The following is a 17124-nucleotide window of genomic DNA, read 5'->3' as shown; positions in this document are numbered from 1 at the left end:
TAAAAAGCCAATCAGTATTATATTTTCAAATCCTAATTAGCTTTTATCTTAATCTTATTATTTAATTATACTTAATCATTAAATTATTGAGTCTTTTCAAATCCAGTCTAAATCTAACTAATATTCCATTATAATAAAATAAATACAATATTTTATAAACACTGAAAACAAGTTATCTTATAAAATTCTCAAAAAAGTTAAAAATTTAAGCAGTAATATAATATATATTCTACATGAAATAGATAATGATTCAGAATATAAATATAATACTGATTTTGATGAACACTTTAAATTCTTCCAAAATAAGATAAAGAAAATAAATAGATTTAAAAGCAAAATTTTTATCATACCTTTAACCCAAATTTATATGTTAACATATAAGTATTTGACAATCTATATCACAAGTGATAAAAATATAATTTTTAGCTATTTAAGGAAAGTACTTTAAAAAAGAAGCTACTCTTTTTATATTTTTAATATGTAGAAATAACCTTAACACGAAAATAAACCTATTAAAGTAACAGCAAAATATTTATATTTTAATAAGAATAAGTACATTATTCTTATCCATTAAATCTTATAACATAAATCTCAAGTTATATTTCTATAAGTTTAAAATTCTATAATATCTATAATGGTAAAATAGACTTCTGATGTTATTTATATTCTATTGGCTATTGATTGATTTGTCTATACTTAAGAGATTAAAGTTAATTACAAAAGCATTCCTCGAACATTATTTAATTCTTGGAATGCTTCTACTTATATTAATATGGAGGTTTACAAGTAATATACTTTCTTCGCTTAAATTTACTTACATATATTAGGGCAAATATTAAGGATAGTACACATATACCTGTCGCTATTAATATATTCTTATTTTGTTGGACCATGCCACTCTGAGTCATATCTACTCTTTGTGGCATCCTATTTTTATTATCATCTGGCTTAGAATTATTATTTGATGGATTTATTCCTTTATTACCAGAAGGCATACCATTTCTCATATTTATCATCTCTTCTATTTGAGTATCATTTAATCCTAATTCTCTTAGCTTTCCTCTTTCTTCTTCAGTTAATTCATCCCCAGAGAAATTCCCAATAACTTCCATTACCTTCATCATATTCTCTCTATCTTCAATATTTCCAAACATATTTGGTCTTTCGCCTTGATTCATTGCCGGCATATTGCCTCCAAAGCCTCTACCCATAGTACCTAATGCTGATAAATCCATAGTAGTGGCAATATTTCCATAAGTAGTACTTGACTGCTGACCATTTAACTGAGCTATAATACTTTCAGCCCTGTCTTTTCCAAACTGAAGTAATATAGGTAAAGATTTTTCATATTGCTCATAAGTAAAAAATCCTGTAGGATCATTCTTAACATATTCCTTTATTAATTCATTAACTTTGCTAATAGAAGCTTTATATTTTCCAGACTTAATATATTTTACGACTAGTTCTTCAAGATACTCATGATAAATCTTTTTATATTCATCTTTTTCTAATAATTTAGATATTAGAGGACTATTTTCCATAGTGTCACTAACTGGATTATCTATGGGAAAATTTATAGCAGACGCTCCATCTTTGACTTCATGACCTGCAAAAGACAAATTAAAATCCCAAGGAAGTATTTGAAATTTACTATCCTTTTCATATAAATAGTAATTATGTTTCAAGCTTCCAGCATAACTATCTAAATTTACAAGAAAAGTATTTACTGCAAAATACCTTAATATTTCATCCACATCAAGATATTCTTCTAAATTAGTACCTGCGTTTAAACTCTTCATCATATTAACTACAGTATTATAATCTTTTTTACTAGTGGTCTTAAATATGGCATTATCAAAAATCCCTGAATAATTGGAAATATCATCTCCTGTATATACTAAATTTGTTCCGCTATTCCCTCTACCAAAACCACCAAAATTTTTCGGATTACCGTTCTCATTTTTCTCTATATCCATATCTCTAGGATTTTCCTCCATAGGGACTTTCACATTCTTCATATTTGGTTTTTCCATATCCATACCTCTGGCACCCATTTCCATTCCTTCTGGTTTATATAGGTTTCCATCTATAGTTCCAAAATATCTTTCAATAAAACTTTCTTCCATTACCTCCACTGCTAAATATAATCCCCATGGCTCACCATTTATCTTAATACTAGTATACGCAAATCCCGGTGTTGCAACTCCCATTTCATTAAATATTTCATAAGATAAATATTCTTTCATATTCGTAGCATCCGATATATTATTATTAAGAGCTAATTTATCCAAGCCATAATAACTTTGCCCTTTAATATATTTACCAAAATTGATTTTAAAGCTATATCTATCTGTAGTACTATCATTTGCCACCATGGTTAAACTTGAATTTCCTTTAGCTCTAATCCCTACATTAGAGAAAGTTTCTCCATTTATTATAATGTCACAGTTATAATATTCTTCTTTTAAAGCATTCTCCAATAGATCTTTCCACGAATTTTCATCAATTTTAATATCTATTTCCGATACTATATCCTTATTAAATATCTTACTCACATAATCCGGTTGACTAATCCTAGTACTGGTTACATCTTCATCTTTTTTTAATACTGCCGTTGAAGCTATTAATATAACTGCAACTAGAGTAATAGATATTAAAGATATAACTGTAACAAACCTTTCTTTTATCACTTAAACACCTCCTTCCTTAAGAAGCTTTTATTACCCCATATAGTCTCCATTATAGCTAACCATGACTACATTAGAAACTCCTTCAAGCTTAGATACTTCATTGATAAATTCAGTAGTAATTTCCCTTAATCTAATTTCAACAGTAAGTTCAATTCCACTATTTTTTGAGGCAGTCTTGGACTTTATCAAATATTTTTTTACTTTATTATTTATTACTGATAAAACATTTTGTTCACATTGATCATCTTCACAATTAACTACCATTATATATGGTACTTCATTGGATTTCTTATTTATAAATAATACCATTACAATACCTATGAATATGGACCCAAATATTGCCAAGGGAATAAGACCTGCGCCTAAAACTATTCCAGCAGAAATTGCCCAAAATAAAAAGGCTATCTCAATAGGCTCCTTTATAGCAGACCTAAATCGAACGATTGACAATGCACCAACCATACCTAAGGATAATACTACATTTGAAGTAACAGCTAAAATAATTAAAGTTGTAATAAGTGTTAAAGACATAAGAGCTACACCAAAACTTGAAGAATATAGTACACCCTTAAAAGTCTTCTTATAGACTGTCATTATAAAAAGTCCTAGAACAAAAGCTAGTCCAAGGGCAATAATCATATCAAATGCTGATATAGAGCCTACTTTATCTAAAAAACTAGATTTGAAAATATCACTAAAGTTTAACGTCTTTGTTGTATTCATTTTCTATCTCCTAACTTTTTTAATTTTATCCCCATTTTCTGCAAAGAGCATATTTTGAAACTGCTGTAATTCTTCTGTCTCCGATTTGTATAATATCCGCTATAACACTAGGCAGAAATTCATCATATTTTATCTCTAAAATTATTAATTGAGGATCTAAAGAATCCATAGTCGGCAGATTTTCATTAAATATCTCCTTTGAAAACAATCCAGAGCTTATTAATTTATCAAACGTCACCCGAACATTACCTACAGGATAAATATATGCCTCACGATTATAATCAACTATGGTCCTTGGCTTAAACAAATCACTTTTCATTCTGGTATAAAATTCTTTTAATAAGCTGCGGTTAGTAAATTTAATCCATTCAATATCTCCCTCTAAGATTTTTTCACATTCTTCCTTGGAGATTAGGCTACTAAACTTTTTTGTAAGTCCATTATCTTTTATTTTCTTCTCCAATTTAATAACAGAAGTATCATTATTATAAAATCTAATCCTATACTTCTCCCTATGATTAATACCAGATATCTTTTCAAATAAAGCTTTGTCATTTATATCATCAAAATATATACTTCTAATAAAATATCCATCATTTTCCTTAGAGTTCTTATCTAATTTCATTATCTTTTTAAGTCGAGATTTAAGTATATAATAATCTCCTAAATTGATGTAAATTTTATGCTCATGTCTATATTTGATATTGTCCATATTTCTCACCTCCAAGCTTTAGATTTATACTAAGGATATACTTCTTTTGTGAAATCTAGATGATAATTAATAGAAATACTAGTGAAAATTTAAAAATGCTGAGAAAATTCTCTCAGCATAATTAAATCTTAAAAAAAGTATAAAAATATAAGTATCCAATTTAGTCAATAAATCTATATAGTTTTTAGTTGAAACCAAAATGTAGTCCCTTGATTAACAGAGCTTTCTACTCCAAAATCTGACTCATGAGCTATTAATATATCTTTGACAATAGAAAGCCCTAATCCAGTTCCTATTACTGCTCGTTTATGGGTTTTACCTACCATATAATATCTATCCCATATATGATTTAGCTCTTCTTTAGGTATACCTTTTCCTGTATCTCTTATTTCATATTTAATAAAATCACCTGAGCTTTTTATATTGATAGATATTAGCTTATCTTCTCCAGTAAAATTTACAGCATTACTAACAAGATTATAGATTACTTGCTCTATTTTTTTCTCATCGCCTAATACCTTCATTTCATCATCGCAACTTAAGTGAAAAACAAATCCATCTTTTTCTTCAAGAATTAGAAATTTCTTTAAAATATTTTCCGTAGTCTCAACTATATTAAATTTTTCATAATTAATCTGACTAAGACCTGATTCAATCTTAGATAAATCCAAGATATCATTAACAAGTCTAGTAAGTCTATCAGTTTCATCTATAATTACATTTACATGGGATTGTCGTTTCTCAGGATTATTACCTGATATATCTTTTATCATTTCAGCATAGGATTTGATTAATGTAAGGGGAGTTCTTAAATCATGGGAAACATTTGCTATTAAATCCCTTCTCAATTCCTCAGTTTTAGATAGCTCCATGGTAGTATAATTAAGAGTAGCTACTAAATTATCTATTTCTGTATAATCACCTTTTTCAAATACAATATTATAGTTTCCTTTTGCCAAAACTGAAGCTGAATCAGTTACTTGAGTAATAGGTTTAGATATTTTTGATGCAATAATAAATGATAATCCTAATGCTAAGAGCAAAGATATTATAGTTACTATAATTAACTGGTTTTTCAAAACTGAAATAGTAGAATCCATTGGATCCAACAATCCATTAATATATAAATATAAATCTTCTCCATTATTATCATGTAATACAGCACCATAGACTATAGTTGGTCTTCTAAGTCTAGAATCTTCAATAGTATATAAAATTTTTCCTTGACTATCATTTATTAATTTATCTATAAATCCCTTTGTAGAATTTACAGGGTCAAATTTAGGTGGTCTATTCTCTCCAAATGTATTTAAAGGAAATATAGGAACACCATCCTCATTTAAAATCTGAATAATTATTCCTTTACTAAAGGAAACTTTATAGATAATATCTTCAAAATCTTCTTTTCCATATTCTAATACTAAATTATCTCCGATTTTCTTAATTTCATTGGTCTTCATAGATTTATAATAAGTGTTTAAAAATACAATTTGAAGAAGCCATAATATAGTCATGATTGTAGCTGCAAATAAAATAAAATATGTCCATATTTTAAACTTAAGACTTTTAGTATCTAGTTTACTTTTCAAATTTACCACCACTTCTATATTATTTTATATATTCAAATTTATATCCTAAACCTCTTAAGGTTACAATAAAATCTCTATATATTCCTATACTATTTCTAAGCATTTTTATATGGGTATCAACAGTCCTATCATCACCAAAGAAATCATAACCCCAAACTTCATTTAATAGCTTATCTCTAGTTAATGCTACATTTTTATTTTTAACTAAATAAAATAGTAAATCATATTCCTTTGGGGTCATTTCTACTTTTACCCCATCTACAATTACATTTCTGCCTACCATATCTATTTCAAGACCTTCAAATTTATATTTCTCATTGAAATCAAAATTATCTTGCATTTTTCTATGACGGTTAACGATTACATTTAACCTAGCCATAACTTCCTTAGGCGAAAAAGGTTTTACCACATAATCATCAATTCCTATTTCAAATCCAAATAACTTATCGTATTCCTCTCCTCTTGCTGAAAGCATTAACACTGGTATATCTTTTATTTTTTTAATTTCTTTATATGCAGAAAACCCATCTAATCTTGGCATCATTATATCCATTACTATGACATCAAAATCTTGTTCTTTACAGATACTTACGGCTTCCATTCCATCTTTAGCTTCTAATACTGTATGACCTTCGAATTCTCCATATTCCCTAATGACTTCTCGAATTTTTTCTTCATCATCTACAACTAGTATCCTAAACATATAATTCCTCCTATAAAGTTTTTGGGTACTAAATATCATTATATAAGTATATTATAAATACTTAATGTGTTGATTATGTGATAAAATACAAAAATTCAACTATAGATTATTTATAAATCAAGAATATATAAAAGACTAGCCAATAGGCTAGTCAATAGTATAACTATATTAACTTTTTAACTTCTTCTAATGCTTTATCATAATCTGGATGATTTGTTACTTCCTTTACATATTCTACATATCTTACTACATTATCTTTATCAAGAATTACTATACCTCTACTTAGAAGTCTAAGTTCCTCCATTACAAATCCATAATTCATTCCAAATGATAAATCCTTATGGTCAGATAAAGTTATTACTCTATCTATATTGTTGGCAGAACAAAATCTTTTCTGTGCAAAAGGTAAATCTACTGAAATAGTTAAGATAGTTACATCTTCAAATTCAGTAGCTGTTTCATTGAAGTTTATAGTCTGAAGTTCACATACACCAGTGTCTAAAGAAGGCACTACAGATATTATCTTTACTCCGTTGCCCGCATCTTTTAAAGTAAATGGTGTTAAATCGCTTTTTAATACAGTAAATTCTTGTGCTTTATCCCCTACCTTTATTTCTTTTCCTAATAATGTAACTGGGTTTCCTCCCATAGTTATTAGACCTTTTCTCTTTTCCATAATCTATTTCTCCTCCCGATATCATCTAATATACTTATCTTCCCAGTTCATTTACCCTAAAATATTTAAAATTAATCAATTTATTTAATTATATTTCTGCAGACTTAAAACCTTTTCCTTTTACTTCAACTACATCTGTTATTGTGAAGAATGCTTTTGGATCCACTACATTTACAATTTCCTTTAATTTTGCAATTTCTCTTGATGTAAGAGTACAATATATAATATCCTTATTTTCATGGGTATATCCGCCTTGCCCCTTTAAAAATGTAACTCCCCTATTCATTTGTTCTATAATAGCAATTGATAATTCTTTGGATTTTTCTGATACTATTATTACATTCTTTTGTATATTAAATCCAGTCTGTACTTTATCTAATATATGATATCCTATATACATGGCAATTAAAGTATACATTGCTGATTTATATCCAAATAATAAGGATGATAATGTTATTATAATAGTATTAACCATCATCAAACCTGTTCCAATATTTACATTAAATTTTCTTTTAAGAATAGCCGCTACAACATCGAAGCCTCCTTGGCAAGTTCCATTTCTAAACATAACTCCCATACCAAGACCATTTAATAGCGCCCCAAAAATTGATGCTAAAAACACATCTTCCAATATAAAATATCTCGCAAAATCCTTAGTTATAGTAAGCCAAGACGAAAAAATAATCATAGATATAAATGCATAAGTAATAAATTTTTTATCTAACATTCTAACACCTACTACAAATAGAGGAAGGTTTATTAAAAATACTGTTAAACCAGTTGGTATTTCCTTCAAGTATTGTATCATTATAGCAATTCCTCCAACGCCTCCACTTAATAATCCATTGGGAACAAAAAATAAGTTAAATGCTAAAGAACATAATAAATTACCAATTACTATAGATAATATTTTAATAACTATCTCTTTAATTCCACCTGATATTGATTTCTTTGTTTCATTAGTATTCATTTATTAACTCCTTTTATAATAATTTTAATGATAAATCTATACCCAAAATAATACTTTTTTATTATATCAAATATAAATTATATTAGTAGTACTAAAATAAAAAAATCCGCTTATTTGGATAAGTAGATTTTTTATTTTATCTTTTAATTTATGCTCCTAATATAATCTGTAGCCTCTTTAGATATTTCTAAAATTGTCTTTATCCATTTGTCTTTATTTTCTTTTGTAAACCTGGACTTTGGACCTGATATAGAAATACATGCAATAATTTCATCATTTATTCCGAATATTGGAGCTCCTATACAACTAACTCCTAATTCCCTTTCTTCATCATCTAAACCATATCCTTGTTTCCTTATTATATCCATTTCTTCTATTAATTTGGCTTTATCAGTAATGGTTTTATTTGTATATTCTATTAGTTCCATATTATTTATTATATGCTCTTGTTTAGCCTTTGACTGATATGTTAATAGAACCTTCCCTGCACCAGTACAATGTAATGGTGCTGAAGCACCTATTTTAGTAAACATCTTTAATAATCTATTACTTTCTTCTTGAGCTATATATACGATTTGATTATTATCCAAAATCGTCAGGTTAGAAGTTTCTCCTGTTGATTCTTTTAACTTTTTTAAATATGGTCTAAGTAATAAAGAAATATCATTTTGTCCATAGGCTAACATCCCAATTTGCCATAATTTAAGGCTTAGTTTAAACTTTTTAGTTACTTCATTTTGTTCAATAATATTACATTCCTTTAGAGTATTTAATAGATGATATGTTGCACTGACTCCATAGTTTAATGCTTCACTTATCTCCGTAACACCTAGCTCCTTATTGGATAATGCAATATGTTCTATAACATCAAAAGCCTTAACAACTGACTTTATTATTTTCTTTTGCTTCTCATCTGTTTCATTAGCCATACTATCCTCCTACTATTTTAATAATTATATTTAGTATTTATTTACCATTGGTAAATTATTATATCATTTTAAAGAATTATTTACTACTTAAAATACATAAACATTAAAAAAGATACTTTTCTTAGTACTAAACATCACTAAAAAAAGTATCTTGATTTAATCTATTTTTATTTTATTTTTGATAGTCCTTCAAGAAATGTTTCTACATCTTCTTTATATACATATCCCATAGTGCCTACTCTGAACATATCTTCTGCAATAGGTTCTAAGCCCCCATTTACAATTATATTTTGTTCTCTTAAAGCTTGAACTATTGCTTTAGCCTTACCCGGTGCATATACTGCAGTTAATGTTTTAGAGGCATATCTTTCATCCTTTGGAAATATAGTATATCCTAATTCTTTAACCCCTTCTATTATTCTCTTAGTATTTTCAATATGTCTTTTATAAACATTATCTAATCCCTCTTCAAATATTATCTTCAAAGCCTCATCTACTGCAAATACATTATATACAGCTGGAGTATTTGGTGTCTGGTTTTTTTCCTGGAATTTTTTTGCCTTTTTTAAGTCAAAGTAGAATTTCGGAATATTAGAGTTCTCTACTGCTTTCCAAGCCTTATTACTTAAAGATATAAATGATAGCCCTGCTGGTACCATAAGTGCTTTTTGTGAACTAGACAATACTACATCTATATTCCATTCGTCCATTTTCATTTCTAAGCCGCCTGCACCACTTACAGAATCCGTTATTAATAGTATCTCACTGTCTTTTAAAGCATTTCCAAAAACTTTTAAATCATTAGATACTCCTGTTGCACTTTCATTGTGGATTACAAATACTCCTTTTGTATTTGGAGTTAGATGCTCCATTACTCTACTTACATCTGCCGCTTCTCCTAAATCAAACTCTACCCTAATAACTTTCAAATTATATGCTTCTGCCATATCTGCAAATTGCTTACTGAAAGTTCCCAAAACTGGCACTACTACTTCATCACCAAAGGAAAAACAGTTCTGTATAGCTGCTTCCATAGCTCCTGTTCCAGATGATGTTAATATATAAACTTCATTCTCTGTTTTAAAAAGTTTTTTCAATCCTAATCTTACTCTTTCATGTATTTCACAATACTCTTTTGACCTATGAGATATGGATTTTCTATTCATTGCATTTAAAACTCTATCTGGAACTGCCGTTGGACCTACCATCATTGATACCTCTTTTTTCATTTCAATTCCCCCTTATTTTTACTATTGTTAAAATATATTTACTAATATTAAATATATTCTATTCCTTTTCACTATTAATGTCAATATATAAACATAAAAAAGACCTTCTTATTTCACTAAGAAGATCTTTCTTATATTTATTCCTCATTCCACCAACTTAATTTCCCTAATTGGGGAATATTTTTAGATTTAAATATTGGATTTTTTCCTTCCTTCAATTGTCCACCATAATCATCTAATGCTAAAAATACAATAGGGGATAGTTTAACTATTACCAATAGGTTGATAATTGCCAATATACCCATGAACACATCTGCAGTATCCCATACTAATGAAAAACTGCTTATTGAACCAATAAATACCATAACTAAAGCTAATATTCTATAGCCTGTTAAAAATATTGGGTTTAGTTCTAAAAATTCAATATTGGTTTCTCCATAATAATAATTTCCAATTATTGAACTATAAGCAAATAAAAACACACAAACTGCAATAAATGTACTGCCCCAAGAACCTACTTGAGAAGCTACAGCGGCTTGGGTAATTTGTACTCCTTTAAGATTTGACGTAGTTTCCAGAACTCCTGATAATAATATTATAAATGCAGTCGCACTACATACTAAAATCGTATCTACAAAAACTCCTAAGCTTTGTATAAATCCTTGTTTTATTGGATGTGATGTATCTGCTGTTGCAGCTGCATTTGGAACACTACCCATTCCTGCTTCGTTTGAAAATAATCCTCTTCTAACACCATTCATTATTGTAGCACCTAAAGTACCTCCTACTATTTGTGTAATCCCAAAGGCATTTTCAAATATCATCTTAAACATATATGGAATTAAATTTATATTTTTTACCATAATAAATACAGCAACACCTATATAAAGAGTAGCCATAATAGGCACTATAGTGGCTGATACGGAAGCTATTCTCCTAACCCCACCAAATATTATATATCCAGTAATAATCACCAATATAATTCCAGTAACTGTTTCCCTAATACCAAAAGCTTCGCTAAATGCTCCTGCTATAGTATTGGATTGTACAGTATTAAATACAAATCCAAATGTTATTGTAATTAGTACTGAAAATAATACTCCCAGCCACTTATTGTTGAGACCTTGTTTTATATAATACGCCGGTCCACCTCTAAAAGTATCCCCATCTTTTACTTTATATATTTGACCTAATGTACTTTCAACTAAACTTGAACCTGCACCAATTAAAGCAATGAGCCACATCCAGAACACAGCACCGGGTCCACCTGTTGCTATGGCAATAGCAACTCCAGCAATATTTCCAGTTCCTATTCTAGAAGCTGCAGATATACAAAAAGCTTGAAATGAAGAAATTCCTCTTTTTCCATCTCTTTTTTCCGTTTCCTCAGTTAGTAGTTTTATACTATGACCTAACAGTCTAAATTGAACAAATTTACTTCTAAAAGTAAAATATAGTCCAAGCCCAATTAATAGAACTACTAAAATATAAGAATAAAGCCAATTGTTCAAAACAGAAATAATTTTTTCAATATAATGTAACATACTCTCCCCCCTAAAAATGATATTTTAATTTTGTAATATTGCATCAACGACATAAAGTTATATCAAACATTTTTTAATTATACTATGTTCTACTAATTATTACAATGTTTTTATTTCATTTTTTGCAAGTTTTTTTATATATTGTTTCTTTTATTTAATTATATTGAATATTCACTCTTATTGTGCAGTATTTATTCCAAAAACAAAAAGAGAGACCCCCTCTCTTTTTCTCTTTGTAATTATTAAATATAACTTTATAGCATTAATGGTATCATTTTTACCTTTCGATAATTTATTTAATTTAAGATGTTTAATCTTCTATATCTCCATATTCTACATTTATTTCATCTTCCATATCTATTATATTTTCATCACTAGTTTTATCCATATTATCAGAATCTTTTTCATTTCTCCATTTTTCATATGCCTTTAATTCTTCAGACGTTCTTTTGATTACGTATGCAATTACAGCCAAATCGTCGATAAATCCTCCAACTAAAAAATCTGGTATTATATCCAATGGATTTACTAAATATAACAAGGATATTATTATCATTATTATAGTACCTTGAGATATCTCTTTATAATCTCCCTTCATCCAATCTCTTATTAAATCTATAAATAACTTTATATCATCCCAAATTTCCATTAGGGTTTTATTTTTTTCAATCTTTTCTTTAGTTGCATTAAGCAGATTTTTTAATCTATCCTTATCGAAATAGATTGTATTAGCCTTCGCCTCTAAACTCCTTAAAATTTCCTCAACATCTATCCTCATTTCTAAGCCTCCATTTTAAATTGTCTTAATATCTTATCCATTATCATATCTTAATTATACTATAATCGAAGGCTTTTTATATTAGGTTTTATTTGGCATTTCTTTAATTAACTGGATACTATATAATAATCATAGTAAACAAATAAGTATCATTTTTGGTGCCTGGCACCAAAAATGATACTTATTTGCAAACTTTTTATTATACTAGCAATGGCTGAATTTGCTTACCCTGTAATGCTTCTATTATAGTTGGTACTATCATATCATAGTGAGCAATTAATGAGTTTGCCTTTTTAAAAGGATCATCCTGCCCAAATGGAACAAAATATACATTCTTTTTATCTAATAATATACCTAAATTCTTTGCACTTCCACTTAATCCATCATTTGTGGAGATTGCAACTACAACAGGCTTGTTGTTTCTTAAATGAGCCTTCCATGCCATAGATACTGGTGTATCAGTAATTGCATTTGCTAATTTTGAAAGTGTGTTTCCCGTACATGGTGCTACAACAAGTATGTCGAGATATCCCTTCGGCCCTATTGGCTCTGCATCCTGTATTGTAGCTATGATTTCCTTACCTGTTGCTTTTTTTATCTTTTCTTTCCATTCTTCAGATAAGCCAAATCTAGTATCAAACTCATTAGCATTATAGGACATAATTGGATATACATCTGCTCCTTCAGCAGCTAATCTTTCTATTTCAACTAAAATGGTTTCAAATGTACAAAATGAACCTGTAATAGCTATACCAACTTTTACTCCATCTAATAACATACAGTCCCCCCCAATTCTTCAATAATATTATAAATAGTATCTTTCATAATTTTTGCTGCAGTCATAGGTGCTGCTTTTCCTGGCAAGCCTAATGCCCAAATTGTATTTATACCTAATTCCTTAGCTGTTTCAAAATCAACACCACCAGGTATAGATGCAAGATCAACTACTAAACATTCCCTTTTTAGTTTTAATAGCATTTCTTCATCTAAAATCATAGATGGTATAGTATTAAATATTAAATCCATCTCTTGAAGATAAAATTCTATTTCTCTTAAATGTATTGGATTATATCCATAACTCTGAATCCCTGCTAAATCAGAATAACTCCTTGCCTCTATATATACATTAGCTCCTATTCCTTGAAGCATTTTAGCTAAAATTTTTCCTATCCTTCCAAAGCCTAAAATCATAATATTGGCTCCATGAATGGTAGTTTCTGTTTCCTCCATAGCAACTTGAATCGCACCTTCCGCTGTAGGAATAGCATTTAATACTGCCATTTCCTCTCTCTTGAGTAAATCAATAGTATCAATATTGTAATTCTTTGCCATATCAGATATCTCCTTTGATATCTTGCCTCCTATAAATATCTGATCTTTATTCATATTGCTGAATATTTCTTCCATTTTTATTTCCTTAGAATATAAAGGTGTATTTAATAAAATATTGTCATTGGAACATGGTAATGGTCCTATAACTATATCTGATTTTTCAATGGCTGAATCTAAATTTTCACTTATCTCAAATAAGTTATTTTCCAATTTATCAAAACCAAACAGTTTAATATTATGGCTGTCCTTTTGAAGTAAATTGGCTAGTTTAATACTTCTATCATCTCCACCTAATACTGATATCCTCATATTTTCCCTCCCTATACTTAAAAAGACATTAAGTAATACATATTATGTATTTGAAAACTTAACGTGCTTGTATATAGAGATAAAAGAACAATAAATAAAGAGCGTCTGTGACTAAAAATCACAGACGCTCTTTATTTATTGTTGCTGATTATATTGAGGTTCCTCACTTTTAATAGTGTTTACTCTATTTTGTAACATTTGAGCCATATTCTCAGCACTTGAAGATAATGTACTAAACATTTGCTTTGCTTCTTGATTATCTGTATCTAAAGAAAAACTTTTCAAATCTGCAGCTAATCCTTTAGCACTTGCCAAAGCTGTTTCTAGTTTTGTCATTACTGTCATAAAATTATCTCTCCTTTAAATCATTTTTCTAAATTAGTATTTGCAGTTAATATTAAAATATTAGAAACTATCATTAACTTTTATTTCCTTTTATAAATATTATCTAGGAGAGTTTAATTTTACTTATATAAATATTTACATCTTATTATCATTATCTAACAAACTTTTAGCTGGCAACAATGCTTTTTTGCTAAAATGTTGTTCTTTTAAGATCTTAATAAATTGATTATTTGCAAGAGGATTTTTCTCATTTTCTAATAATGATTTATATCTAAAAAATATACTTCCTTTTACTTCATCGTATAAGCTGTTAAATTTAAGTTGATTTGATATTTCTTCAGGATTTTTCCAGCTCACATTCTTATTGTTTATATCTGCCTTTCTATAATTAGCATGTCCAATATACAAATTAACATTAGTACCTTGTACTACATCTGCCCACCAATTAACTAATTCTCCATAAGGTGCTGCCTTTTCATCAAAACTCCAATAAATCTGTGGTGCTATATAATCAATCCAATTGTTTTTAACCCATTTTCTCGTATCTGCAAATTGATCATCATAAGAAGCTCTAGAAGTCTTAGGTGTTTGAGAGCCTGTTCCTTCTATACTTCCCTCTGGATGAAATTCTTTATGTCCCCATATTCCAAAGGGACTAATACCAAATTGTACAGATTTTTCATTCTGAGTATTATAAGATGCTATAGAAGTATGAATGGTTTCTATAAGCTTGTCCACATTATTTCTTCTCCACTCATCCCTATTTTTAAATCCACTTCCATATTTATTAAATGAATTTTCCTCCTCTTTTGCATACCAATTATTACCATTTTTGAAAGGATAAAAATAATCATCAAAATGAACTGCATCTATATCATAGTTCTCTACTACTTCCATTACACTATCATTAATATATTTAATTACTTCTGGTTCTCCTGGATTTAATTGAAGCTTACCATTAAAACTAAAAACATATTGAGGATTTTGTCTTGCCCAGTTATTAGGAGCTAAATCTGATAATTTTTCTGTTCCTGTTGTTACCCTATAGGGATTAAACCAAGCGTGAAACTCCATTCCACGTTTATGAGTTTCTTCTATCATCCACTCCAATGGATCCCAAGTAGAATTTAACCCTTGTTTACCTGTTAAATACTCAGACCAAGGATTGATATTTGATTTATAAAACGCATCTAATTTAGGTCTGACTTGAAATATAACGGCATTCATATTTAAAGCTTCTAAATTATTTAAAAGTTTTATGTATTCATTTTTATATTCTAATTCAGTTGATGCTTTTTTAGCTGGAAAATCCAAATTAAATACTGTAGACACCCACACCCCTCTCAGTTGTTCTTCTTGTTCTTTTACATATACAGGTATTTGTATTGGTTTATTATTCAACAAAATTGTTTCATTTGAATTAAATTTTTTCAAAAATTGCATTGCCATACTGCTAGAACTTGCACTAACAGTAATAGTATTTAAGGTTATAGTTAGAACTGTAGTTCCTATAGTTATAAACTTAAACATTTTCTTTTTCATCTTCCATTCAACTCCAATCAAATAAATTTGTACCATTTTTTAAAATTATATTATACTTTGACAGTATTTTCAAATTACGATTGTATGACAATTATAATAAAATGATTATATTAATTGATTTAGAGTCCTTTTATAAAACATTTATAAAAAAATTACCTCTAAAATATAGAGGCAATTTTATCTATTTCCATTATTTAGTTCTTATGATTTCAACATCATATCCATCTGGGTCCATCACAAAATAATATCTTGGTTTTTCACCTGGGAGTCCCATTAATTCTGTAACTCCATAACCCATTTGTTCATGTTTTTGTCTTGAAGCTTCTAAGTCTTTTACACCAAATGCCATATGACTAAATCCCTCTCCAATTACATAAGGTTTTTCTTGATTGTAATTATATGTTAATTCAATTTCATGTTGTCCTGATTTATCGGATAGAAAAACTAAAGTGAATTCGTCTTCTGGAAAGTCTTTTCTTCTAGTCTCTATTAATCCTAAAGCCTCTTTATAAAATTTTAAAGATTTCTCTAAATCCATTACTCTTATACAAGTATGAAGTATCTGATAACTCATGTATATCCACTCCCTTTCATAATTTAATAGCTATTTACATTATACCCTATTTAATATAGATATTGTAACTATTTTCCTAATGAAATAATATTCTATATTTTGGACATAATAATTTAAAATCATTAGGAGGAGATAACATGTCTACTATGGAATTAGATACTAGTGGCTACGAAATAAATGATGTAAATAGTGTTGTTTTACGTACTTTTGATTCACTTCCTGTAGGAGAAAAAATGGTATTAATAAATGATTCAGACCCATCCCATGTATTCCACCAGTTAGAGGAAAAAAGAACTGGAAAATTTGAATGGGAATATATTCAAGAAGGTCCAGATGTATGGAAAGTTTCCTTAGCCAAGAAATATCTTAACTATATATAGAGTAGATGGCAAATTGCTATCTACTCTATTATTAATTTTTATATAGTTTTACTTGTTATAGATAAAGCTTATGATATAATAGCATATGTATATTTTAAT

The 17124-nt window shown here is 28.5% G+C and carries 17 protein-coding genes; 1 reads left to right on the top strand and 16 read right to left on the bottom strand.

Annotation, left to right across the window (positions count from 1 at the left end):
* Window positions 1–767: 767 nt before the first annotated feature.
* The 16 genes from ABWP20_RS02830 to gloA form a co-directional block, all read right to left on the bottom strand.
* Complete coding sequence (locus ABWP20_RS02830; RefSeq protein WP_353093528.1) at window positions 768–2690, bottom strand: CotH kinase family protein; 1923 nt, start codon at window positions 2688–2690, stop codon at window positions 768–770.
* A gap of 30 nt (window positions 2691–2720) precedes the next feature.
* A complete protein-coding gene (locus ABWP20_RS02825; RefSeq protein ID WP_353093527.1) occupies window positions 2721–3413 on the bottom strand; it encodes a DUF4956 domain-containing protein in 693 nt (230 codons plus the stop codon).
* Window positions 3414–3438: 25 nt separating this feature from the next.
* Window positions 3439–4125 (bottom strand): polyphosphate polymerase domain-containing protein, encoded by a 687-nt coding sequence (locus tag ABWP20_RS02820; RefSeq protein WP_353093526.1) that lies wholly within the window; start codon window positions 4123–4125, stop codon window positions 3439–3441.
* Between the two features lie 173 nt (window positions 4126–4298).
* A complete protein-coding gene (locus ABWP20_RS02815; protein WP_353093524.1) occupies window positions 4299–5714 on the bottom strand; it encodes a sensor histidine kinase in 1416 nt (471 codons plus the stop codon).
* A 19-nt stretch (window positions 5715–5733) separates the two neighbouring features.
* Window positions 5734–6417, bottom strand: coding sequence for a response regulator transcription factor (locus ABWP20_RS02810; protein ID WP_353093522.1), 684 nt, complete (start codon window positions 6415–6417; stop codon window positions 5734–5736).
* A gap of 163 nt (window positions 6418–6580) precedes the next feature.
* On the bottom strand, window positions 6581–7093 hold the full coding sequence (tpx, locus tag ABWP20_RS02805) for a thiol peroxidase (protein ID WP_353093520.1): 513 nt from the start codon (window positions 7091–7093) through the stop codon (window positions 6581–6583).
* 88 nt (window positions 7094–7181) lie between these two features.
* Window positions 7182–8063: a YitT family protein gene (locus ABWP20_RS02800; RefSeq protein ID WP_353093518.1), complete on the bottom strand. Its 882-nt coding sequence runs from the start codon at window positions 8061–8063 to the stop codon at window positions 7182–7184.
* A gap of 143 nt (window positions 8064–8206) precedes the next feature.
* A complete protein-coding gene (locus ABWP20_RS02795; protein ID WP_353093517.1) occupies window positions 8207–8992 on the bottom strand; it encodes an IclR family transcriptional regulator in 786 nt (261 codons plus the stop codon).
* Window positions 8993–9159: 167 nt separating this feature from the next.
* Window positions 9160–10221 carry a pyridoxal-phosphate-dependent aminotransferase family protein gene (locus ABWP20_RS02790; protein WP_353093515.1) on the bottom strand — a complete coding sequence of 354 codons (1062 nt, stop codon included), beginning with the start codon at window positions 10219–10221 and terminating at the stop codon, window positions 9160–9162.
* A gap of 137 nt (window positions 10222–10358) precedes the next feature.
* Window positions 10359–11765, bottom strand: a complete 1407-nt coding sequence (locus ABWP20_RS02785; protein WP_353093513.1) for an alanine/glycine:cation symporter family protein — start codon at window positions 11763–11765, stop codon at window positions 10359–10361.
* A 310-nt stretch (window positions 11766–12075) separates the two neighbouring features.
* Window positions 12076–12543 (bottom strand): YkvA family protein, encoded by a 468-nt coding sequence (locus tag ABWP20_RS02780; RefSeq protein WP_353093511.1) that lies wholly within the window; start codon window positions 12541–12543, stop codon window positions 12076–12078.
* A gap of 199 nt (window positions 12544–12742) precedes the next feature.
* A complete protein-coding gene (locus ABWP20_RS02775) occupies window positions 12743–13321 on the bottom strand; it encodes a dipicolinate synthase subunit B (protein WP_353093509.1) in 579 nt (192 codons plus the stop codon).
* Window positions 13312–14184, bottom strand: a complete 873-nt coding sequence (dpsA, locus tag ABWP20_RS02770) for a dipicolinate synthase subunit DpsA (RefSeq protein WP_353093507.1) — start codon at window positions 14182–14184, stop codon at window positions 13312–13314. The genes ABWP20_RS02775 and dpsA overlap by 10 nt, the downstream gene beginning before the upstream one ends.
* Window positions 14185–14319: 135 nt before the next feature.
* Window positions 14320–14529 (bottom strand): DUF1657 domain-containing protein, encoded by a 210-nt coding sequence (locus tag ABWP20_RS02765; RefSeq protein WP_353093505.1) that lies wholly within the window; start codon window positions 14527–14529, stop codon window positions 14320–14322.
* Window positions 14530–14664: 135 nt separating this feature from the next.
* On the bottom strand, window positions 14665–16071 hold the full coding sequence (locus ABWP20_RS02760; RefSeq protein WP_353093503.1) for a glycoside hydrolase family 10-like protein: 1407 nt from the start codon (window positions 16069–16071) through the stop codon (window positions 14665–14667).
* A gap of 190 nt (window positions 16072–16261) precedes the next feature.
* On the bottom strand, window positions 16262–16645 hold the full coding sequence (gloA, locus tag ABWP20_RS02755) for a lactoylglutathione lyase (RefSeq protein ID WP_353093501.1): 384 nt from the start codon (window positions 16643–16645) through the stop codon (window positions 16262–16264).
* Between the two features lie 137 nt (window positions 16646–16782).
* Here gloA and ABWP20_RS02750 point away from each other — a divergent pair, with 137 nt between their 5' ends.
* A complete protein-coding gene (locus tag ABWP20_RS02750; protein WP_353093500.1) occupies window positions 16783–17025 on the top strand; it encodes a DUF2249 domain-containing protein in 243 nt (80 codons plus the stop codon).
* Window positions 17026–17124: the final 99 nt, after the last annotated feature.

Origin of the sequence: Tissierella praeacuta, assembly GCF_040396155.1 — a bacterium.
In the GTDB taxonomy this organism is placed as follows: Bacteria; Bacillota; Clostridia; order Tissierellales; family Tissierellaceae; genus Tissierella; species Tissierella praeacuta_A.
The sequence above is the reverse complement of the archived record's forward strand: the minus strand, read 5'-3'. Positions and strand labels throughout refer to the sequence as shown.

Bases quoted from the DNA above. Each gene is read 5' to 3' on its own strand.
- ABWP20_RS02780 (WP_353093511.1), bottom strand. From the start codon at position 12,543: ATGAGGATAGATGTTGAGGAAATTTTAAGGAGTTTAGAGGCGAAGGCT.
- ABWP20_RS02750 (WP_353093500.1), top strand. From the start codon at position 16,783: ATGTCTACTATGGAATTAGATACTAGTGGCTACGAAATAAATGATGTA.
- tpx (WP_353093520.1), bottom strand. From the start codon at position 7,093: ATGGAAAAGAGAAAAGGTCTAATAACTATGGGAGGAAACCCAGTTACA.
- ABWP20_RS02790 (WP_353093515.1), bottom strand. From the start codon at position 10,221: ATGAAAAAAGAGGTATCAATGATGGTAGGTCCAACGGCAGTTCCAGAT.
- ABWP20_RS02795 (WP_353093517.1), bottom strand. From the start codon at position 8,992: ATGGCTAATGAAACAGATGAGAAGCAAAAGAAAATAATAAAGTCAGTT.
- ABWP20_RS02785 (WP_353093513.1), bottom strand. From the start codon at position 11,765: ATGTTACATTATATTGAAAAAATTATTTCTGTTTTGAACAATTGGCTT.
- ABWP20_RS02810 (WP_353093522.1), bottom strand. From the start codon at position 6,417: ATGTTTAGGATACTAGTTGTAGATGATGAAGAAAAAATTCGAGAAGTC.
- gloA (WP_353093501.1), bottom strand. From the start codon at position 16,645: ATGAGTTATCAGATACTTCATACTTGTATAAGAGTAATGGATTTAGAG.
- ABWP20_RS02765 (WP_353093505.1), bottom strand. From the start codon at position 14,529: ATGACAGTAATGACAAAACTAGAAACAGCTTTGGCAAGTGCTAAAGGA.
- ABWP20_RS02825 (WP_353093527.1), bottom strand. From the start codon at position 3,413: ATGAATACAACAAAGACGTTAAACTTTAGTGATATTTTCAAATCTAGT.
- dpsA (WP_353093507.1), bottom strand. From the start codon at position 14,184: ATGAGGATATCAGTATTAGGTGGAGATGATAGAAGTATTAAACTAGCC.
- ABWP20_RS02760 (WP_353093503.1), bottom strand. From the start codon at position 16,071: ATGAAAAAGAAAATGTTTAAGTTTATAACTATAGGAACTACAGTTCTA.
- ABWP20_RS02800 (WP_353093518.1), bottom strand. From the start codon at position 8,063: ATGAATACTAATGAAACAAAGAAATCAATATCAGGTGGAATTAAAGAG.
- ABWP20_RS02820 (WP_353093526.1), bottom strand. From the start codon at position 4,125: ATGGACAATATCAAATATAGACATGAGCATAAAATTTACATCAATTTA.
- ABWP20_RS02775 (WP_353093509.1), bottom strand. From the start codon at position 13,321: ATGTTATTAGATGGAGTAAAAGTTGGTATAGCTATTACAGGTTCATTT.